The following is a 20,379-nucleotide window of genomic DNA, read 5'->3' on the forward strand; positions in this document are numbered from 1 at the left end:
GCGCGGCGATCTCGTCCGGCAGGTCCCGTCCCGCACCCGGCGGGAGGTCCAGGGGAAAGGCGGCCTCATCGGATCCGGCGGCCAGCCACGCCCTCCCGATCGCGGCGGGCGGGTACAGCTCGGCGCCCATGACCCGACGCTAGCGCAACCGACAGCTCACCCGGTCGGCAACGGACCGGAGCCCTTGACCGACCGCATCACCGGCGCGCTCTCCACGGCGGTGACGCCGGGCAGCACCGAGACCCGCTCGGTGAGGTACCGGTAGAGCTCCTCGACCCCGCTGGTGGCCAGGCTCGCGTAGAGGTTCGTCGGCCCGGTCGTCGCCGCGGCGAAGGCCACCTCCGGGTGCTCGGCCAGCTCACGGCCCGCGCGGTCCAGCTCAGCCGGGTGCACCGAGAGCCACAACATCGCCGAGACGTTCATGGCGAACATGTCCCGGTCGAACTCGACGTCGTAGAAGAACGCGCCGCGCGCATGCAGCTCGGCCATCCGGCGGCGCACGGTCGTCGCCGACCAGCCGGTCGCCTCGGCCAGCACCGGGACGGGGGTCCGGGCGTCCTTGGCCAGCTCGGCCAGCAGCCGACGATCGCCGACGGTCAGCGTGACCGGCTCCGGCCGCGATTCGGGTTCCGCGAGCGCGGCGACCTGCTCCTGCGACAGCGCGGGCACCTTGTCGATCGGGCTGCGCCGGCCGCCGAAGAACACGTGCAGCAAGCAGTGCGCCGACATGGTCACCACCCGCGCGGTGCGCGGAAGCGTGCGCAGCAGCAACTCCCCGCCGTCGGCACGCAGCGGCGCGCGGGTCACGCACACCAGCTCGGTGCCGCCGGAGGTGAGCCGCACCCAGCTGGTGTCCGGGCGTTTGGCCAGCGCCGCGGCCAGCGGTTCGGCGGCGTCCGGCGTGCAGTGCAGCCGCACGAACCACGCCACCTCCCCCAGCGACCGCGGGTCGGGCGCGCCCAGCACGCGCAGCGCGCCGGTGGAGCGCAGCCGGGTGTAGCGGCGGGCCACCGTCTGGTCGGACACGCCGAGCACCTCGGCGATCCGGCTGAACGGCGCCCGCGCGGCCACGTGCAGCGCGTGCACGAGCTGCCGGTCGAGGTCGTCGTAGTCGGAATCCACCGCGAAACGGTAGCTCATGTCGACATCCACCGACTTTTCGTCGCCGACTGGGGTCAGTGACCGGCAAAGGTGATCGTTGCGTCGACATTCGAGAACGGAGAGAGTGCGATGCGCAAGTGGTGGCCGCTGGTGGCGATCTGCCTCGGCAACTTCATCCTGCTGATCGACGTGACGATCGTGAACGTGGCGCTGCCGCGGATCGCGGACACGTTGCACGCCGATCTGGGCACCGTCCAATGGGTGCTCGACGGCTACGCGGTCGCGCTGGCCGCCCTGCTGCTGACCGCCGGTTCATTGGCCGACCTGCACGGCCGGCGCCGGCTGTACCTGTCCGGCCTGGTTCTGTTCACCCTCGCGTCCGTGGCCTGCGGCTGCGCGCCGACGACCGGCCTGCTGATCGCCGGGCGAGTGGTGCAGGGCGTCGGCGGCGCCGCGATGTTCGCGACGTCGGCGGCCCTGCTCACCCACGCGTTCCACGGCCGCGACCGCGGCGTCGCGTTCGGCGTGTGGGGCGCGGTCAACGGCGGCGCGGCCGCGCTGGGCCCGCTGCTGGGCGGCGTGATCACCGAGTCGGTGTCGTGGCGGTGGATCTTCCTGGTCAACGTGCCCATCGCGGTCGTCGGCTACGCGATGGTGACGCGCCTGATCACCGAGTCGCACGGCAACCGCGGCGGTCGGGTCGACTGGGCGGGCGGGCTCACCTTCACGGTCGGCGTCGCCGCGCTGACGTGGGCGCTGATCCGCGGCGGCTGGACCGACCAGGTCACGCTCGGCCTGCTCGTGGTGGCGGTGCTCGCCCTGGCGGCGTTCGGCGTGCTCCAGGCCCGGCGACCCGACCCGATGCTGCCGTTGGCGCTGCTGCGGAACCGCTCGTTCGCCGGGCTGATGGCCGGTGGGCTGGTGTTGCAGGGAGCCGCGTTCTCGCACCTGGTGTTCACCTCGCTGTGGCTGCAGCACGTGCTGCACCTCGGCCCGGTCGCGGCGGGGCTGGCGGGCAGCATGCCGCTGAGCGTGGTCGCGTTCCTGACCTCCGGTCTGGTCGGCCGGCACCTGCACGGCGTGGCCCCGCAGCTCCCGGTGACCGTGGGCCTGCTGTTGGTCGGCCTCGGCGTGACCTTGCAGTCGGTGATCGGTGCGAGCTCGAGCTGGCCGGTGCTGCTGCCGGGTCTGCTGGTATCCGGGTTGGGCGTCGGCATCGCCATGCCGGTGCTGGCGTCGGCGCCGCTGGCAGTGGCCACGCCGCGGCAGGCCGGGGTCGCCGGAGCCACGGCCAACACGTTCCGCCAGCTCGGGTTCGCCCTCGGCGTGGCCGCGCTGGGCACGCTGTTCAGCGACCGGCTCACGGCGTTGGCGGCGGCCGGACCGCAGGTGGCGTTCACCGGCGCGCTCGGCCGGATCTACCTCGTGACCGGGATCGTCGCCGCGCTCGGCGCCGTCGTGGTGGCCGCGATGGTCCGCAAGCCGCATGAGGCGACCGAACCGGAACGCGTCAGCGCGGCCGCCTGACGGCGAGGGCCTTAACCAGCCAACTCGGACCGGTGCTCCTGCAACCACTTGTGGGAGCGCCGGTTCATGTCCTCGTAGCCATCGGCCCACAGCGCCGCGAAGCCGGGGTGACCCGACTCGGCCTTGGCGCGCATGTTCGCCAAGGCCTGGTCGAGGAACCGCAGCAGCATGCCCACCAGGCGATCGCGTTCCGCGCCCGGCAGCTCGTGCGCCTCGGCGAACACGGCGAAGCGCCGCACGTGGTCCACGCCCGGCCAATGCCCGTCGGCCGGGTCGCGCAGCGGAACCCAGTGCCGGGCGGCGATCGCGATGTCGAAGAGCGGGTCGACAGGGTGCGCCATGTCGAAGTCCACGAAGGCAACCGCGCGACCCTCGCGGACCACCACGTTCTCCAAGCACAGGTCCGTGTGGCAGACCAACTCGCCCGCCGGGTTCCGGTGTTCCGGCCACGTCAGTCCCGCGGGCAGCCGGAACCCGGCCGACGCCACGTGCAACGAGCGCTGCAACCGCGCCACGCTCACCAGCAGCTCTTCCCGTGCCGCCCAGGCGGGATAGGGCGGGATCGCCACGTCGCCGGGGATGAAGTCGAGGACGTCCCGGCCGCGGTCGTCCACGCCCAGCCACCGCGGCGCACCGGCGAAACCGGCGTCGGCGAGGTGGGTCAGGAACGCCCGCACCGCCGGGCTCGCGGACGGCTTGCGCACCGTGTCACCGATGCGCAACACCGCGCCCACGTTGTCGACGCCGCCCGCCAGCGGCTGCTCCCCCATGGCCTCAGCCAACCACGTGGTGGTGTTCGCCCGGCGCGGCGAACTCGAGCGCGCGATGCGCCAGCGCCTCCACCTCCGCGCGCTGCGCCGGCGTCCACGGGCTCAACTCGCGCAACGTCACCGTGGTCTTGGTCAGCTTCCACGTCCCGGCCACCATGCCGTCCACCAGCACCATGCCCGGGATCACGCCGTTCGCCGTGGCCGTGGCCGCGCGGTGTTCGTCGGCGATCACCCGGGAGCGGTCGGCGTGGGACAGGGTGAGGTTGTCGTACTCGGCGATCAGCCGGACCGGCGCCGGGGTGTCGGGGTCGGGCAACGGCCCCCTGGGCACGTCGACCAGCTCGCGGCCGTCCTCGTCGCGCAGCGAACGCAGGGACGGGCGCATCCTGTCGACCACCTCGCGCAGGCCGCGCAGCCCCGACCAGTTCTGCACGTCGGCCACCGTCGCCGGGCCGAACGCCTTGAGGTACCGGCGCACGAGTTCGTCCGGCGAGCCGGCCGCACCCGGGTCGGTACCCAGCCACGCGGCCGCGGTCGTGAACGTGGCCTTGCCGCCGCGGCCCCACACACCCCGCGGCGTCGGCTGCACGGCGGGCACCATCATCCGCACGGCCATGGCCAGCGAATCCGACGCGGTGCCCGGGAAGTACGAAGCGAGCGCCGCGCCGAGATCGGCCGCGGACAGCGGCTGCTCGGTCAGCAAGCGCCGACCGGCGTCGAGCAGCTTGTCCTGGTCGAGGCGCTCGATGTCCTTGCCGTAGCGCAGCCCGCGCACGAACCCGGTGAGCATCGGCTGCAGCACCGGCCGCACCCGCAGGTAGTCGGCGGCGGTGAACAGGTGCAGGGTGCCGCGCATCATGGTGGCGCGCACGGCCTTGCGGGTCTCCAGCAGCCGCGCCAGCTGCGCGGGCTCGAACGATTCCAGCCGCGACCACAACCCGAAGTACGGTGCGCTGGGCGACTGCGCCTGCAACCCGATCAGCCGGTCGATCGCGGTGGCCGGCGAGCAGGTCCAGGGCGTCAGCAGGCCCTGGCGGTGCAGCAGCGCCCGGTTGAGCCCACGGCGGGTGATCGGTGCCATGCCCAGCATGGTGCCGCACGGCACCGACAAAACTCCGGTATGAACGGTTCGTGACCTTCTTCACCTCGTTCGAGGCCGGAGACCCGCTGCCGCCCACGGCCGCGTCCACCGGCGACGGCGCGACGCTGCGCACCGCCCTGGGCACCGGCCCGGAACGCGCCTACTGCGCGACCACCGGCACCGGCTGGACCGGCGAGCACGCGCTGCAGTACACCGGCGTGCACACCGCCGAGGGCCGCGCGAGTGCGGTGCTGGCGCTGTTCGCCGTGTCGGTCCCGGTGGAGCCGGACACCGAACTGTCCTATGTGGTCTTCCCGGAACTGCCCGGGTGGGAGACCGCCGGGTACCGCGCGACCCACGTCGCGCTGGACCTCGAGTTCGACGACGGCGCGCACCTGAGCGACCACGCGCCCCTCGACCAGCACGGCTTCGCGCTCACGGCCGCGGCCCAGGGCGCGTCGAACACGCTCTACCCCGACCAGTGGAACCGCAAGGCGTGCCGCCTGGGTCACCTGGCCGGCCGCACGATCACCAGGATCCTGCTCCGCTACGACCACCCCGAAGGCCCGGGCCGGTTCACCGGCTGGCTCGACGACCTCCACATCGGACCGGTGGTCCACCCGGAGGTCACCAGCCCGGCCGACCACGTGCTGACCAACCGCGGCACCCATACCAGCGGCGCCTACTCCCGGGGCAACAACATCCCGGCGACCGCCGTGCCGAACGGCTTCAACTTCTGGATCCCGGTCACCGACGCCCGCAACGGCGGTTTCCCCTACGCCTACCACCGGCCCCAGCTGCAGGCCATCGGCCTGAGCCACGCGCCGAGCCCGTGGATGGGCGACCGGCACACCTTCCACGTCATGCCGTCGCTGGCCCCGGGCGTCCCCGACCCGATGCCCGAGGAACGCGGCTACCCGTTCCGCCACGCCGACGAGATCGCCCGCCCCTACTACTACAAGGTGCGCTGCGCCAACGGCGTCGTCGCGGAGATCGCGCCGACCGACCACGCGGCCCTGCTGCGGTTCACCATGCCCGGCCCGAACGCCGCGCTGATCTTCAGCAACCTCGACCGGCGCGGGAAGGTCCGGCTCTTGGGCAAGGTGCTCGCCGGTTACACCGACGTGCGTAGCGGCCACTCCGCGGGCGCCGGCCGGATGTTCTTCTACGCCACGTTCGACCGCGAGCCGGTCGACGGCGGGCCCATCCCCCGGGTGCCGTGGCGGGCGCAACCCGCGTACGCGCGGTTCGAGCCCGATCCCGGCGGCGATACCGTGGTCACGATGCGGATCGCCACCTCCTTGATCAGCATGACGCAGGCCCGGCGCAACCTCGCGCTGGAGCTGGCCGAGGACGACACGGTCGAGTCGGTGAGCGAGCGGGCGCACGCGGCGTGGGACGAACTGCTCGGCCGGTTCGACGTCACGGCCGCCACCGATGACCAGCTGGCCACCGTCTACGGCTCGCTCTACCGGCTGTGCCTGTACCCGAACTCGGGTTTCGAGGACACGGGAGAGGGCCCGCACTACATGAGCCCGTTCGGCAGCAAACGCGTCACGCCCGGGAAGATCTACGTCAACAACGGCTTCTGGGACACCTACCGCACGGCCTGGCCCGCCTACGCCTTGTTCGCGCCCGACCGCGCCGGTGAGCTGGTCGACGGGTTCGTCCAGCACTTCCGCGACGGCGGCTGGATGTCGCGGTGGTCCTCCCCCGGCTACGCCAACCTGATGACCGGCACCAGCTCCGACGTCGCCTTCGCCGACGTCTTCCTCAAGGGCATCAAGGACTTCGACGTCGAGTCCGCCTACCGGGCCGCCCTGCGCAACGCCACCGTGCCCGGGCGCAACACCCGGGTCGGCCGCAAGGGCCTGCACCACTCGATCTTCCTCGGGTACACACCCGCGACCACCCACCAGGGTCTGTCGTGGACGCTCGAGGGCTGCATCAACGACTTCGGCATCGCGAACATGGCGAAGGCGCTGGGCGACAAGGACAACGAGGTCTACTTCCGCGGTCGCGCACTGCACTACGCGCACAGCTTCGACGCCCGGATCGGCTTCTTCCAAGGCAGGCGCGAGAGCGGCGAGTGGCGGCGCACGCCCGAGGAGCACGACCCGTTGGCGTGGGGCGACGACTACGTGGAGACCGACGCGTGGAACACCGCGTTCAACGTCCCGCACGACGGCGCCGGGCTCGCCGCGTTGCACGGCGGCCGCGAGGCCCTGGCGGCCAAAGTGGACGCGATGTTCACCATCCCGGAAACCGGCCGGGCGCTGGGTGCCTACGCCGGCGCCGTGCACGAGATGCGCGAGGCGCGGGACCTGCGGATGGGCCAGTACGCGCACAGCAACCAGCCCTCGCACCACATCCTGTACATGTACGCGTTCACCGGGCAGCCGTGGAAGACCCAGGCGAAGGTGCGGGAAGTGCTCGCCCGCCTGTACATCGGCAGCGACTTCGGCCAGGGCTACCCCGGCGACGAGGACAACGGCGAGATGTCGGCGTGGTACTTGTTCAGCGCGCTCGGCTTCTACCCGTTGCAGGTGGGGAGCCCGTACTACGTGATCGGGTCGCCGCTCTTCCGCCGCGCGGAGGTTCGGCTGGGTACCGGCAACACACTCACCGTGCTGGCGCCGGAGAACAGCGCCACCAACGTCTACGTGCAGGGCCTGAAGGTCAACGGCGAACCGCACGACCGTACGTACCTGTCGCACGAGGTCATCGCCGCGGGCGCCACGCTGGAGTTCGCGATGGGGCCGCACCCGTCCGACTGGGGTTCCGGCCCGGACGCCGCTCCCCCGTCCCTCAGCTCCGGCATGCCGATGCCACCGCGCGACGTCACGGCGGAGGCGTCGGTGACGCACAGCGAGGCGAGCAGGCCGGCCGCGTTGACCGACGACACGTCACTGACCGAAGCCCGGCTGCGCACCCGCGACCCGTGGATCCGATTCGCGCTGGCCCGCCCGGAAACCGTGTCGTGCTACACCCTCACGTCCGGCCGGCGCGACGGCGAGGACCCGTCGGCGTGGGTGCTCGAGGGGTCGACGGACCTGCGGACGTGGCACGAACTCGACCGGCGGACCGGCCAGACGTTCCCCTGGCGCAGGCAGACCCGGCCGTTCGCGGTGGAACGGCCGGGTCGCTACGCGTACTACCGCCTCCGGTTCACCGGCGGTCCCAGCACGCTCGCCCAGGTCGAGCTGCTGGCGACCGGCTAGCGAGCCCGCTTGGACTGCGCCCAGGTCGCGACGTTGCCGGTGAGCGCCAGGCAGAGCGCGATGACCGGCATCACCGCGAACAGGATCGGGATCATCGCCGCGCTCGACTTGAGCTCGGAGGCACCCGGCAGCTCGCCCGAGGTGTCCAGCGACAGGATCCGGATCAGGTAGTAGAGGCAGATCGCCAGCTCGACGCCGACGCCGGCGAGGAAGATCGTCCGGCCGGTGCCGCTGACCAGCTGCACGCCGCCGTAGATCAGCAGTGCGGCGCCGAGGGCCTGGGCCAGCGTCACGATCCAAGCGAGCGCCAGCTCACCGCCTTCGCCACCGGAGCCCACGCCGGCCAGGCCGATCAGCATCAGGATCGTGGTGATCAGCGTGATGCCCGCCTGGACGAACCCGAGCACCGCGGCCGCGGTGGCCGAGCCGGGCCGGGTGTTGAGGAGCTGGTTCGGGTTCTGACCCGAGCTCGGGTACGACGGGGCGGACGGGTACGCGGGCTGTGCGTAGCCGCCGGGCGGCGTTCCCGGCTGCTGGTAGCCGCCAGGCGGCGTACCGGGCTGCTGGAACCCGCCGGACTGCGGGTAGCCCCCGGACTGCTGGTACCCACCCGCTTGCTGTGGGTCCTGGCCGGGCTGGCCGTAGGGGTTGGTCATCAAGAACTCCTTGGTTTGCGGAGGCGGCAACGCAGTGTCCCGTACTGTCCACCGACGCTGTGCATGAAGCGCTACAAACACCCGAATCGTTACCGCCGATTCGATTCGAGGCCTTTCACCTGCAAGAACTTGGTCGTCGACGCGACCGACGCGAAGACCAGACCGAGCACCGGCAGCACGGCGAAACACACCGCCGCCACCATGAAGCCGAAGCCAGGACTCTCCGCGGTTTGCGCGCGGACCTCGTTCGCGTCGTGGATCGCGACGGCGCTCAACGCGAAATAGGCGATGCAGAACGCCAGCTGCAATCCCATGCCTGCGAGGTAAAGCACCCGCTCACGACCACTGGTCAAGGTGACCGCGCCGGCGATGAGCAAACCGCTGCCGAGCATGACGACCACGGCCAGGGCGGTCGCCAGCCCGAGGTGGGCGGCCACCTCGGCACGGAAGGGATCCGGGCCATAGCGGACGTCCCGTTCCTCGGCGCTCGCCCCGAGGGCGCCGAACAACGTGACCAGACCACCCAGCATCGCCAGACCGGCCTGCACGAACCCGAGCACGACGGCCGCCGTCGTGATCCCCGGGCGACCAGGTGCAGGCGTTACCGGCGGGTAGACCGGATAGCTGACCGGGCCGTCGAGCTCCGTCATGCCCCCACCCCCAAGAAACCGCCAAGAACGGTATCGGAGGACGGTATCGCGCGAAGGGTGCTCAGGACGCCGAATTCTCGCAGAACGACCGGCTTTCCCGCCCACCCGCCAGGCACAGCGCGACGATCGCGAGCGCGGCGAACACCACCGGAACGACCAGGCTGCCCGAGAGCTCGTCCTTGCCGCCGGCGTACAAGGCGTCGTCCGGCACCTGGCTGAGCCGCTCGATGTAGATGAAGAAATAGAACACGCTCAACGCGATCATGCACGCCGTGCAGGCCTGGAACAGCTGCCGTGAACGCCCTCGGAGCAGGACCACGGAGGCGTGGATGAGGAATCCGCAGACGGCGAACTGGAACAGCACCGCGACCAGGACGGCCCCCGCGTCGCTCGCGCGGTCCTCGGCGTCCACCACGGCGAACGCGAAGAGCAGCACCAGACCACCGACGATGGACAGGCCGGCGTGCACGAAGCCGAGCACCGACGCGGCGGTCAGGGCGCCCGGCCGGCGCGGCCGCCCGCTCTCGTGCACCGGCATCGGCGGCATCGGCAACGGGCGCATCGGCCACTGGTCGTCCGGCATCATGCGAACGACGCTAAAGGGCCGAACCACGCCGTGACCGGGCGTGGCCCGTTCCGGTCACCGGCCGGTCGAGCCGCCGATCACCGCGTCGCCGGACACCTTCTTCTTCCGCCCCTTGGCTTTCGGCGGTGGTGGCACGAGACCGGCCATGTCCGAGCCGTGGTCGTTGACCCGCATGACGAACGGCCGGGTGTCGGTGTAGCGCACCGCCGAGACCGAACACGGGTCGACCACGATCCGCTGGAACGAGTCCAGGTGCTGGCCGAGCGCGTCGGCGAGGATGGACTTGATCACGTCACCGTGGCTGCAGAGCAGCCACACCGCGTGGTCGCCGTGCGCGGCCGTGACCGCCGCGTCGTGCGCCCGCACCGCGGCGACCGCACGCGCCTGCACGGCGGCAAGTCCTTCCCCGCCAGGGAACACCGCGGCCGACGGGTGCGCCTGCACGACCCGCCACAGCGGCTCCTTGCCGAGGCTGGCCAGCTTGCGCCCGGTCCACTCGCCATAGTCCACTTCGGACAAACGGGAGTCGGCCCGCGCGGTGATGCCGCGCTCGGCGAGCAGCGGGGCGAGGGTCTGGCGGCAGCGCAGCAACGGCGAGGTCACCACGGCGGCCAACGGGACCTGGGCCAGCCGGCCGACCAGCTCCTGGGCCTGTTTGGTGCCCGTGGCGTCCAAACTCACGCGCGGGGACCGCCCGGCGAGGATGCCGGAGCCGTTGGCGCTCGAACGCGCGTGCCGCAGCAGGATCACGGTGGCCACGACGGCCAGCGTAGATCAGCTGTGCAACACGCCCGCGCCCAGCAGCCCGAAGAGCGCCACACCGACGACCACGCGGTAGAGCGCGAAGCCGTTGATGGTGTGCCCGGCGACGAAGCGCAACAGCCAGGCCACCGACGCGTAGGCCACGATGAACGACACCACGGTGCCCACGACCAGCGGCGCCGCGCCGACCCCGGCCCCGAGCGCGTCCTTGAGCTCGTAGATCCCGGCCCCGGTCAGCGCCGGGATGGACAGGAAGAACGAGAGCCTGGTCGCCGCCACGCGGTTCAGCCCCAGCATGAGGGCCGCCGACAACGTCGCACCGGAGCGGGAGAAGCCGGGGAAGAGCAGCGCCAGGATCTGCGAGCCGCCCACGATCATCGAGTCGGCCAAGGTGATGTTCGGCTCGCCACGCCACTGGGTGGCCTTGCGCTCGGCGTACCACATCACGACGCTGCCGACGATCAGCGAGGCGGCCACCACCCACAGCGATGCGAGCGGTCCCTGGATCAGCGGCTTCGCGACGAGCCCGACGATGACGATGGGGATCGTGGCGAGGATGATCCACCAGGCGAACGCGTAGTCCCGGTGCGCGCGGGCCTCCTTGTTGACCAGGCCCCGCCCCCACGCGCCGAGGATGCGCAGGATGTCGCGGATGAAGTAGACGAGCACCGCCGCGATGGCGCCGACCTGGATCACCGCGCTGAAGCCGACGACCGCCTGGTCGTCGACCGGGATCTTCAGGAAACCCTCGGCGATCTTGAGGTGCCCTGTCGAGGAGACCGGCAGGAACTCGGTCAGCCCTTCCACGACCCCCAGGATGGCCGCATCCAGGACACTGATCGTCGTACTCACGCGCAGCCTTTCCGCCGGCACCGGTTCGGCATCGCCCGAGATCTTCCAGCATCCACAATTCGGGCACGGACCTGGGGTGACCGGTCCCGAGCGTGCCGCCGAGTGATCCGGGCCGCGCTCACTTAGGCTTCGCGATCGTGGAGCAACGACACCTGGGCCGATCCGGGCTTCGGGTGTCCCGGATGGCGCTGGGCACGATGACCTGGGGCGGGGACACCGATGCCGACGAGGCGGCCAGCCAACTGCGCGTCTTCACCGAGGCGGGCGGCACGCTGGTCGACGTCGCCGACGTCTACGCCGACGGCGAGGCCGAGCGCATCCTCGGCGGGCTGATCGGCGACGTGGTGCCACGCCACCGCATCGTGCTCGCCACCAAGGCGGTCGCCCGCCGTGACGAGGGCCCGTTCGGCGGCGGCGCGTCCCGTGGCGCGTTGCTCACCGCGCTGGACGGTTCCCTCGAGCGGCTCGGCGTCGACCACATCGACCTGTGGCAGCTGCACGCGTGGGATCCGAACGTGCCGATCGAGGAGACGCTCGGCGCGCTCGACTCGGCGCTCGCGTCGGGCAAGGTGCGGTACGCGGGCGTGTCGAACTACTCGGGCTGGCAGCTGGCCACCGCGGCCGGGCTGCGGCCGTCGCTGGTCAGCAACCAGGTGGAGTACTCGCTGCTCGAGCGCGGCATCGAGCGCGAGGTCGTGCCCGCCGCCGCCCACCACGGCATCGGGCTGCTGCCGTGGGCGCCGCTCGGCCGTGGCGTGCTGACCGGGAAGTACCGGACGAGCACGCCGGCCGACTCGCGGGGCGCGTCCGCCCGTTATGCGCCGTACGTCGAACACCACCGCACCGACCGGGCCGCCCGGATCGTGCAGGCCGTGGTCACCGCCGCCGACGGGCTCGGCACGTCGCCGCTGGCCGTCGCGCTGGCGTGGGTGCGGGACCGGCCCGGCGTGGTCGCGCCGGTCGTGGGTGCGCGGGACACCGTGCAGCTGAACGGCTCGCTCGCCGCGGAGGGTCTGACGCTGCCGCCGGCGATCCGGGCCGCGCTCGACGACGTGAGCCGCGTCGAGCTCGGTTATCCGGAGCAACGGCTGGGCTGAGGGGCGGCCAGCCGTCTTGTCGGTGGCATGGAGCATGCTTGGACGCGGCGGGTTGGCGTAGGTGCGGTTCGGAGGTCGGCAGGCGTGCGGGCACGGGTTCTGGTGGTTCTTGGCGTCGTGTGCGCCCTGGCGTTGACCGCGTGCGGCAGCCAGCCGAGCGACGACATGCAGATCGGGACGGCCGCCGTGGCGGCCACCCCGGCCGTGGCGCCCGCGCAGACCGCCAAGCTCAAGGGCACCGTGCTGCCGTTGACCGAGCACGCGACCGCCGCCGCCGTCGACCAGTCCACCGGCACGCTGGCCGTCGCCGCGGACAAGGCCGTGCTGCTGTACTCGTTGCGCGACCTCACGGCCAAGCCCACCAAGATCGCCCTGGACGGCTCGGCCGTCGAGCTCGACTCGGTCTCCCCCGGCGTGTTGCACGCCGTGGTCGGCGATCCGGGCCGGCTGGTCACCATCCAGCTGCCCAAGGGCACCGCCCAGGTCACCGACGTGAAGGGCGCGCCGGCGAGCACGGCCGAGTACCGCGGCGCCACGCTGGTCGCGTTGCGGGATCGCCAGGGCGTGGGCGTGATCCGGGGCGGGCAGATCCAGCAGCTGGTGGTCGGCGGGCTTTACAGCGCGGACCAAGTGCTGGTCACGCCGAACGGCGTGGCCCTGCTCGACCGCCGCCGGACCGCGATCTTCGACGTGGACCTGGACAAGGGCATGATCGGCGCGGGCCTGCGCGCCGGGCTCGGCTCGTCTCACGCGGTCGTCGACCGTTACGGGCGGGTCCTGGTCACCGACACGCGTGGGGGCGCCCTGCTCGCGTTCACGGTGAACCCGGTGCTGCTGCGCCAGAACTACCCCGTGCCCGGCGCCCCGTACGCGATCGCCTACGACCCGGAGCGTGACCTGGCCTGGGTGACGTTGACCAGCAAGAACGAGGTCGTGGGGTACGACGTGGCCGGTGGCGAGCCGACCGAGAAGTACCGGTTCGCGACCGTTCGCCAGCCCAACGCCGTGGCCGTCGACCCTGCGGACGGACGGGTGATCGTCGCCTCGGGTGTTGGCGCGGGCGTGCAGGTGGTGGAACTGTAGAAGTCCCTACGTCAGGAGGTCCGATGAGCGACGGGGTGATCGACGGGGATTGGGAGTACCGGCCGCTGCGCCTGCCGCCCGGGGTTTCGCGGCGCACAGCGGCCACCCAGCTGTCCATCCACGCCGAGTTCGCGGGGTGGGAGCTGTCGAACGTGCGGTTGTACGCCGACGGCACCCGCAAGGTCTGGCTGCGACGCAAGCGCCGGGCCGGGGTGTTGCCGGGCGTGATCACGTAAACCCGGTGCTCCCGCCGCGCCCCGCCGGCCTGGCGGGTCGCCCGCTGCCGGATGCCTGAATTCGCCTGACACCCCGCGCACCCGCCTGCCACGATCACCGCCATGCCCTTCGACCTGCGCACCGCCGACCTCGGCGCGCTCAACTCGCTGACCAAGTACCCGTCGATCCCGACGTTCCACACGCTCGACCCCGCCAACGGCGGGCTGCTCGACACACATGTGGCGTTCACGGGTCCGGTGCTCGGTACCGAGAAGGTCGACGGCACCAACTCCCGCGTGATCCGCGTGCCCGGTGGTGACTACCTGCTCGGCAGCCGCGAGGAACTGCTGTACGCCAAGGGAGATCTCCTCGGCAATCCCGCGCAGGGCATCGTGGCGGCCCTGCGCGCGTTCGCCGACAGCATGCCCCCGCTCGAGGACGACGTGATCCGCGTCCACTACCTCGAGGTCTACGGCGGCAAGGTGACCTCGGCGAGCAAGCAGTACACGGGCAGCCGGGCGGTCGGTCACCGCCTCTTCGACGTGGCCGTGATCCCGGACTACACGTCGATCCTGGCCCTGCCGCCCGAACGCATCTCCTCCTGGCGCGAGAACGGCGGCCCGGCGTGGCTGTCCGAAGAAGAGCTGGCCAAGAGCCCCGCCGAAGACGGCCTGACCCTGACCCCACGACTGTTCACCGTGGACGCCGCGGACCTGCCGTCGGACCTGGCCGCCATGCGCGCCTTCCTCGGTGAGCACCTCCCCCGCACCCGTAGCGCCCTCGACGAAGGCGCCGGAGGTGCGGCCGAGGGCATCGTCCTGCGGACCCCGGATCGGGCCGTGATCGCCAAGGCCCGCTTCCAGGACTACGACCGCACCTTGCGCCGCCGCTCCCCCGCCTGACCGACCCGGTGCCGTGGTCCCGTCACACGTATGACGACCTGGCGTCGGCGTACGCGGCCGCAAACCCGGCCATCAGGCGCGATGGAACTCGACCCATACACCGGGCAGCACCTGCGCATGATGGCCCGGCACTCATCGGAGACCGGGCCGGTGCTTCTACTTGAGCAAATGATGCCCGAAAACGACCACTGCGATCAGCCAGGAATCATTTCCGATCATTCGTAGACGACATAAGCCGGAGTGGGTCGCAACGCCATGACCTGCGCCGGGGTCATCAATGGCTGGCCGTGCCTGGTGTCCTCGTCGTAGAACAGCTTGAAGCCGGCTGCCACGTGCTTCGGCTTGGTCTTCATCAACCGGCGCCAGGTCGCCTTCTTCGCCGCCGGGCTGCCGATTCCGTCCACCACTTTCACCATCGACACGCCGTCGTGCGCGCGCAGCGCCGACTCGCCGCGGACGATCCTGGACGCGAGCTGGTGGTAGATCATCAACCGCGGCGGCAGGTCGTGCCGCTTGGCCAGCCCGCTCAGGTAACGCGCCACCTGGTCGAGCTCCGCGCCGGTCGTGTGCCCGAACTCCCGTCCCGGCACCTGGTCGCCATCGACCGCCCACTCCGGATCCAGCGCGATGCCGACGTCCGGCTCGCGCAGCCACCGCTCGTAGGCCCGCACCTCGGGTAAGAACGCGGCGCGGCCCGGCTGGACGTTGAGCAGCAATGTGCCTTTCATCCGCCGCGCCTGATCGAGGTAGCGCCGCACCGTGGCCGCGCTCGCCCGGGTGCGGTACTGCCCGTCGGCCCCCGGCGCGGCCTGCACCGTGGTCGCGATCAGCTCGACCACCGGGCCGAACGGGTGGTGCTGGCGGGGAAAGCCGCCGATCTGCCGCATCAACCGGGCACCCGCGGCCCGCAGGTCCCCGGTCATGCGACCGAGCGCGGGGCTGCCCGGCGCCCCGCAGAAGCCCACCAACATCCTCTGGTCGAGAACCCCGGGTTTGGCCGGCGCGGCCGGAGGCGGCGGTGGCTGCCTGACCTGGCTCGTCCCGGCGACCGGGCGAGCGGGCGGGGCGGTCGACGATCCGCACCCGCTCAGCAGGACGGCGGCGCCCCCGAGCAGCACCGCGCGCCTCGTTACCCGTTCGGGTGGCGCGTCCCCGTCCGTGCGCATCACACCCCCGATGTGACCACCGACTGTAGCTATCTGCCTACACGATAGTGGATCACCCTCCATCGCGCCGACGCTCCGATGTGGACGGTGCCGGGCTGCCTGCTGACAAAGTTCGACATCCGGCGAAAATCGCCTTGTCGCCGCAGCTGGTGTGGTATGGCCGCTGGAATAATCGCCCGGATCAAACGCCCTCGACTACCAACCGTCATTCGGCTCGACCTGCAATGAACTCGAATGGACCAATGGTGCCGCTGTGTAGTCGCTGCGAGCAGTGCGGCATTATCCCTGTGGGCTTGGACAAATCTGCCGGGAAGGGATCTCATGGGGTTGGGCGGTCCGGGCAGCAGCCGGGCCTGGGTGGGTTACCTTTCGATCGGCGCATTGTCGATCGTGTGCTACTACCTGATCCCACCCGACGGCGCCGGTGTCGTGGTTCGGGTGGTCATGTACTGCCTGACCAGCATGTCCGCTGCGGTCGCGGTGTTCGTCGGAATCCTGCGCAACCGCCCGAGGCCGTGGCTGGCCTGGGCGTTCCTCGGCGCGAGCCAGCTGGTGTACGCGGTGGCGGACAGCACCTTCTACCTGCGGCACTACCTGCTCGACCTCGTCGACTACCCCTCCGTCGCCGACCCGCTCTACCTGGCCCACTACCCGCTCGTGGTGTGCGCCCTGGTGTTGCTGATCCGCCACCGCACGCCGGGCCGCGACATCCCCGGCCTGATCGACGCCGCCGTGCTCGCCGTGGTGGCGGCGATGCTCTCGTGGCTGTACCTCATCGCGCCGCAGGCCCGCGCGGACTCGCCGATGCTGGTGAAGGTCACCTCTGTCGCCTACCCCGTGATGGACCTCGCGATGCTCGCGGTCGCGCTGCGCCTGATCCTCGGCACGGGCCGGCGCCCGCCGTCGTTCATGTTGCTGTCCGGCAACCTGCTGGCGATCTTCGCGGCCGACACCATCTACGTCGGACAGCAGCTGGACGGGACCTACCAGACCGGCAACTGGCTCGACGCCCTCTGGCTCGTCGGCAACCTGTCGCTGGGCGCGGCGGCGTTGCACCCGACGATGCGCTGGCTGGGTGATCCGTCGCCGGTCGCCGATCAACGGCTGGGCCCGGTCCGCATCATGGCGTTGTGCGTGGCCGCGCTCGTCGCACCCGCGACGCTGCTGGTGCGTGGCGCGAACGAGCCCGCGCAGGACCTGCCGGTGATCGCCGCGGCCTGCGCGATCCTGTTCCTCCTCGCGATCGCCCGGCTCGCCGCGCTGGTCGCCGACCAACGCCGGCTGGCCATCACCGACGGGCTCACCGGCCTGCACACCCGGCGGTTCTTCGAGGCGCAGCTGACACTGGAAGTCCAGCGGGCCCGCCGATCCGGCGCGCCGCTCGCGGTGATCATCGTCGACATCGACCGGTTCAAGTCGATCAACGACGAGTACGGCCACCCGGCCGGCGACGCGGCGCTGGTCGAGGTGGCCACGCGGCTGCGCACCGCGGCGCGGGCGGGCGATGTCATCGCCCGCTACGGCGGCGAGGAGTTCGCCCTGTTGTTGCCCGGCGCCAGCCCCGAGGACCTGCCCGCCATCGCGCAGCGCCTGCGCGAGCAGGTGGCGAGCAGCCCGATCGCGGTGGCCGGCGACTGCTGGCTCGCGGTCACCGTGTCGATCGGTGTGGCCAGCTACCCCGACCACGGGCACCTGGAAGGCGGCCTGATCGCGGTCGCCGACCGCGCGCTCTACGCGGCGAAGTCGGCCGGCCGGGACCGCGTCGTCGTCGGCGTGCCGTCGCGTGGCGACCGGCACTCCTGCGACGAGGACGCGGAGATGGTCGAGTTCCTGTTCCGCACCGCCGACGAGGTCGACGCCGCGTTGTCGAACTACCAGCACAGCAAGGCGATCAGCCTCTGGGCGATGGTGATGGCCTCGGAGCTGGGCGCCGACCTCGCCACGATCCGCCGCGCCGCGCTCGCGGGCCGGCTGCACGACATCGGCAAGATCGTCATCCCGGCGTCGATCCTGGCCAAGCCCGCTGCGCTGGACGCCGAAGAGTGGCGTGTCATGCGCGAGCACCCCGACCACGGCTACCGGATCGCGGCGGTCGTGCCGGGCTTCGAGGAAGTGGCCCAGTCGATCCGCCAGCACCACGAGCGCTACGACGGATCCGGTTACCCGCAAGGACTTTCCGGCCGGTGCATCCGCCTCGAGGCGCGGCTGATCGCGGTCTGCGACGCCTGGGCCGCGATGCTCTCCGACCGGCCCTACCACGTGATGCGCACGCCCGAGCAGGCCCGCCAGGAGCTGATCCGCGGCCGGGGAAGCCAGTTCGACCCTGACGTCGTCGACTTGTTCCTGGCCTTGGAAGCGAGCGGCCGGGTGGGTCGGCTCAGCCGCCTCGACGGGTCCGAGTCGGCGGGACTGTTCATCCCGCCGACCGGAACGCGGTAGGGCTCAGCCCTCGGCGAGGGTGTTCCAGAACATCAGCTCGTAGGCCTGCAGCAACCGGCCCTGCTCCATGGCCGGCGACAGGTCGATGCCCGCGTCGATGCCGGCCTGCGCGGCGGCGAGGGCCTGCTCTTCGAGCTCGGGCACCGGCGTGGCGAAGAAGTCGAAGAAGCCGCACGCCTCGTCGTCGAACCCGTAGTGCTCGCGCAGGCCCTGCGCGATGGTGGCGCAGTAGCCGCCCCACGCCGCGAAGTTCGCCACCAGCGTCAGCACCGCGGTGGCCGGGTCGCTGTGCAGCGCGAGCCAGGAAACGTACGCGGGGTACGCCTGGCAGCCCGGGCGCGGCTTGTAGTCGCGGATCGCCGCCTCGTCGAAACCACACGCGGCGGCGAGCGGCGTCAGCTTCGCCTTGGCCAGGCCCTCACCCCCGGCCAGACCGCTGAAGAACTCGCGGGACGCGGGCTCGGTCGAGCGCGCGGCCAGGGTCAGGAAACTGCGCCAGTCCGCCTCGATGATGCGGCGCTGCTCCGCGGCGAGCGCGCCGATGGCCGCCTTGTCCGCCTTGCCTTCCGCGACCAGCGGCACGAGCCGGTTCTCCGACTCCCCGGGCGCCAGTTCGCGCCGGATGGTGTCCAGGAGTTCGGCGGCGGAGCGGGTCATGACGGGGCGTCTCCTTCCAAGCCACGCAGCGGCCGGGCGAAGCCCAGCAGCCTGGTGGCGTTCGGTATCCGTGCGATCGCGGTGGCGAGTCCAGCGTAGATCACCCCGGCGATCAGCCACGCCTCGACCGGGACCAGCCCGGCGGACGGCGCCGACTCCTGGCCGGGCAGCAAACCCTGGCCCCACGCGCCGAACAGCACCGCCACGACCACCGCCACGATGCCCGCCCAGTTGGCCGTCGCCGCCTGCCGCCACGTCGGGATCGGGGCCACCGGGCGCTCGAGTTTCGTCAACCGTGCCAACAGGAACCGGTCCACGCACATGACCACGGTGGCACTCGGCAACGCGATCGACGACCAGCCCGTGACGGTGAAGAACCCGTTCTCCAGGTGCGGGAACCACCACGCGAACAGCGCCGCGATCACGGCCACCACCAGGCAGGTGTGCCAGCGCTGCCACCCGCGTGCGTGGCCGACGAGGTTCTGCCCGGCGTTGACCATCTCGTAGTAGTTGCCGTCGTTGATCGCGACCTGCAGCACGGTGGCGACGACCGCGCCCAGCCACAACGCACCGAAGAGCGAATACCCGACCACGTAACGGAAAGCAGGGCCGAAGTCGTACTGACCGGCGCCGGAGAGCTCGGCCATCATCCAGCCGCCCGCGACGAAGAGCACCAGCCCGACCGCCACCGCGAGCACCATCGGCGGGATCGGCCACGCGAGCCGCGGCTTGCCGTAGCGCCAGGTGTCGGGCTCGTTGCCCCACATCACCGACCCGATGGCCACCCCGATGCCGGCGAGGAATGGCAAGGCGCCTTCGTCGGGCAGGCTCGAGGCCGTCGACGGGATCTCCGTCCAGCCCTTGATGACCAGGAACAGGATCCACACCACCATGACCGGCGCGACCACGAACCGGGCGAACGCGGCGATCCCGGTGAACCCGAAGAGGTTGTTGGCGATGCCCAGCACCGCCAGCAGCACGCTGATCGGGACCACGTTGCCCCAGCTGAAAAGGCCGTCGTAGAGGGTGGCCAGCAGGTTGAAGGCGAACGCCGTCCAGCCCGCCGCGACGCCGATCAGCAGCACCGACACCAGCGCCGAGCCGATCCGGCCGAGGATCGACCGGGCGAGCAAGGCGTGCGTCTGCCCGGTCGACGAGCCCAGGTACGCGGCGGGCACGGCGTAGACGACGTAGGCGAGCCCGCCGAGCGCGCCGGCACCGAGCGCCTTGCCCAACGAGTAGCCCGCGTCGTGGTACTGGAACCCGAGGAACAGGTAGGTGAACCCCGCGGCCAGCGTGATCCACAACGCCACGAAGTGGTACCGGGATCGCCGCTTGTCCAGCGGAACCGATCCCGTTCTGCTCGTCGAGTAGTCGTGCGAGACCGCCTCGGCGATCTCGGTCCGGGACAGCTCGCCGCCAGCCGACGACTCAACCACGTACGCACACCCTTCCGCTCCCCAAGCTACGCACCGAACGCAGCCGACCACTCGATGCTGACCAAACGGTAGTCACGGGGCGGATCCTGTCGTCCCCCGATCGGCGCAAAGCTCGATGCATCGGATGCCGGGCCACCTCGTGCCCTGATCAGAGCCGGTGCCTGGTTCGAGAAG

The 20,379-nt window shown here is 71.3% G+C and carries 18 protein-coding genes; 7 read left to right on the forward strand and 11 right to left on the reverse strand.

Going from position 1 to position 20,379, the window contains the following annotated elements; translation table 11 throughout:
• Positions 1-156: 156 nt before the first annotated feature.
• Positions 157-1,140, reverse strand: coding sequence for an Lrp/AsnC family transcriptional regulator (locus EV186_RS35740; RefSeq protein WP_243754492.1), 984 nt, complete (start codon positions 1,138-1,140; stop codon positions 157-159).
• A 90-nt stretch (positions 1,141-1,230) separates the two neighbouring features.
• Between EV186_RS35740 and EV186_RS35745 the strand changes: the two genes are divergently transcribed.
• Positions 1,231-2,628 (forward strand): MFS transporter, encoded by a 1,398-nt coding sequence (locus EV186_RS35745; RefSeq protein ID WP_133853944.1) that lies wholly within the window; start codon positions 1,231-1,233, stop codon positions 2,626-2,628.
• Between the two features lie 11 nt (positions 2,629-2,639).
• Here the strand turns inward: EV186_RS35745 and EV186_RS35750 are convergent, their stop codons facing one another.
• Both EV186_RS35750 and EV186_RS35755 read right to left on the reverse strand, forming a co-directional pair.
• The gene (locus EV186_RS35750; protein WP_133853945.1) at positions 2,640-3,398 is read right to left on the reverse strand and encodes an aminoglycoside phosphotransferase family protein; all 759 of its coding nucleotides are present in this window, start codon (positions 3,396-3,398) and stop codon (positions 2,640-2,642) included.
• Between the two features lie 4 nt (positions 3,399-3,402).
• Positions 3,403-4,479, reverse strand: a complete 1,077-nt coding sequence (locus tag EV186_RS35755; RefSeq protein WP_166659486.1) for a winged helix DNA-binding domain-containing protein — start codon at positions 4,477-4,479, stop codon at positions 3,403-3,405.
• 50 nt (positions 4,480-4,529) lie between these two features.
• Between EV186_RS35755 and EV186_RS35760 the strand changes: the two genes are divergently transcribed.
• The gene (locus EV186_RS35760; RefSeq protein WP_133853947.1) at positions 4,530-7,700 is read left to right on the forward strand and encodes a GH92 family glycosyl hydrolase; all 3,171 of its coding nucleotides are present in this window, start codon (positions 4,530-4,532) and stop codon (positions 7,698-7,700) included.
• Here EV186_RS35760 and EV186_RS39690 read toward each other — a convergent pair.
• The 5 genes from EV186_RS39690 to EV186_RS35785 form a co-directional block, all read right to left on the reverse strand.
• Positions 7,697-8,356: a hypothetical protein gene (locus tag EV186_RS39690; protein ID WP_133853948.1), complete on the reverse strand. Its 660-nt coding sequence runs from the start codon at positions 8,354-8,356 to the stop codon at positions 7,697-7,699. The two genes, EV186_RS35760 and EV186_RS39690, sit on opposite strands and share 4 nt — an antisense overlap.
• 89 nt (positions 8,357-8,445) lie before the next feature.
• Complete coding sequence (locus EV186_RS35770; RefSeq protein WP_133853949.1) at positions 8,446-9,006, reverse strand: hypothetical protein; 561 nt, start codon at positions 9,004-9,006, stop codon at positions 8,446-8,448.
• A gap of 61 nt (positions 9,007-9,067) precedes the next feature.
• Positions 9,068-9,592: a hypothetical protein gene (locus EV186_RS35775; RefSeq protein WP_133853950.1), complete on the reverse strand. Its 525-nt coding sequence runs from the start codon at positions 9,590-9,592 to the stop codon at positions 9,068-9,070.
• Between the two features lie 54 nt (positions 9,593-9,646).
• Positions 9,647-10,351: an MSMEG_4193 family putative phosphomutase gene (locus EV186_RS35780; RefSeq protein WP_133853951.1), complete on the reverse strand. Its 705-nt coding sequence runs from the start codon at positions 10,349-10,351 to the stop codon at positions 9,647-9,649.
• A 15-nt stretch (positions 10,352-10,366) separates the two neighbouring features.
• Positions 10,367-11,206, reverse strand: a complete 840-nt coding sequence (locus tag EV186_RS35785; protein ID WP_133853952.1) for an undecaprenyl-diphosphate phosphatase — start codon at positions 11,204-11,206, stop codon at positions 10,367-10,369.
• A gap of 137 nt (positions 11,207-11,343) precedes the next feature.
• Between EV186_RS35785 and EV186_RS35790 the strand changes: the two genes are divergently transcribed.
• The 4 genes from EV186_RS35790 to EV186_RS35805 all read left to right on the forward strand — a co-directional run bounded on the left by EV186_RS35790 (position 11,344) and on the right by EV186_RS35805 (position 14,504).
• A complete protein-coding gene (locus EV186_RS35790) occupies positions 11,344-12,303 on the forward strand; it encodes an aldo/keto reductase (protein WP_166659487.1) in 960 nt (319 codons plus the stop codon).
• 84 nt (positions 12,304-12,387) lie between these two features.
• Positions 12,388-13,386: a YncE family protein gene (locus tag EV186_RS35795; RefSeq protein WP_243754493.1), complete on the forward strand. Its 999-nt coding sequence runs from the start codon at positions 12,388-12,390 to the stop codon at positions 13,384-13,386.
• A gap of 23 nt (positions 13,387-13,409) precedes the next feature.
• Positions 13,410-13,622 carry a DUF5703 family protein gene (locus EV186_RS35800; RefSeq protein WP_133853953.1) on the forward strand — a complete coding sequence of 71 codons (213 nt, stop codon included), beginning with the start codon at positions 13,410-13,412 and terminating at the stop codon, positions 13,620-13,622.
• A 102-nt stretch (positions 13,623-13,724) separates the two neighbouring features.
• Entirely contained in the window at positions 13,725-14,504 is a 780-nt protein-coding gene (locus tag EV186_RS35805) for an RNA ligase family protein (RefSeq protein ID WP_133853954.1), read from the forward strand.
• A gap of 215 nt (positions 14,505-14,719) precedes the next feature.
• On the opposite strand, the gene EV186_RS35810 is transcribed toward EV186_RS35805, so the two are convergent.
• On the reverse strand, positions 14,720-15,427 hold the full coding sequence (locus EV186_RS35810) for a hypothetical protein (RefSeq protein WP_208115951.1): 708 nt from the start codon (positions 15,425-15,427) through the stop codon (positions 14,720-14,722).
• Positions 15,428-16,027: 600 nt separating this feature from the next.
• Between EV186_RS35810 and EV186_RS35815 the strand changes: the two genes are divergently transcribed.
• Positions 16,028-18,109, forward strand: a complete 2,082-nt coding sequence (locus EV186_RS35815) for a diguanylate cyclase (protein ID WP_243754494.1) — start codon at positions 16,028-16,030, stop codon at positions 18,107-18,109.
• A gap of 3 nt (positions 18,110-18,112) precedes the next feature.
• Here the strand turns inward: EV186_RS35815 and EV186_RS35820 are convergent, their stop codons facing one another.
• Complete coding sequence (locus tag EV186_RS35820; protein ID WP_208115952.1) at positions 18,113-18,766, reverse strand: thiaminase II/PqqC family protein; 654 nt, start codon at positions 18,764-18,766, stop codon at positions 18,113-18,115.
• A complete protein-coding gene (locus tag EV186_RS35825) occupies positions 18,763-20,205 on the reverse strand; it encodes a cytosine permease (protein WP_166659488.1) in 1,443 nt (480 codons plus the stop codon). Before EV186_RS35825 ends, EV186_RS35820 begins: the two co-directional genes overlap by 4 nt.
• Positions 20,206-20,379: the final 174 nt, after the last annotated feature.

The organism is Labedaea rhizosphaerae (assembly GCF_004362825.1).
Lineage (GTDB): Bacteria > Actinomycetota > Actinomycetes > Mycobacteriales > Pseudonocardiaceae > Labedaea > Labedaea rhizosphaerae.